Annotated in this window: 1 protein-coding gene; it reads left to right on the top strand. The window is 49.1% G+C overall.

Features of this window, described 5'->3' with window-relative positions; all coding sequences use genetic code 11:
• Nucleotides 1–344, top strand: a 344-nt coding sequence (locus tag V6L75_RS21125; protein ID WP_334253405.1) for a hypothetical protein, incomplete at both ends; no start/stop codon positions are given.

Below are 344 nucleotides of genomic sequence, written 5' to 3'. Positions count from 1 at the left end.
AAAAAGGAAAAGAAGAAAGAAAGGAAGAAGAAGAAAAAAAGGGAAAAGAGGAAAAAAAGAAAAGAAAGAAGGAAGAAGAAAAAGAAGTGAAAAAGGGAAAAAAAGGAAAAAGAGAGAAGGAAAGGGAGGAGGAAAGAAGAGGGGAGGAAAGAGGGGAGAGGGGAAGGGAGGGGAGGAAGAGAAGAGAGAAAGAGGAGGAAGAGAAGGAAAGAGGGGAGGAGGAAGAGGAAAGGGAGGAAAGAGAAAAGGAGGAAGAGAGGGAGAAGAGGAGGGGAGGGAGGGGGGAAGAGGGAGAGGGGGAAGGGGGAAGGGAGGGGGAAACCGTTGCCTGCTCGGCGCAGAGG

It is taken from the genome of Pannonibacter anstelovis (assembly GCF_036881715.1).
GTDB lineage: Bacteria > Pseudomonadota > Alphaproteobacteria > Rhizobiales > Stappiaceae > Pannonibacter > Pannonibacter anstelovis.
Note: the sequence above shows the minus strand (reverse complement) of the source record. Positions and strands in the feature narration are given on the sequence as shown.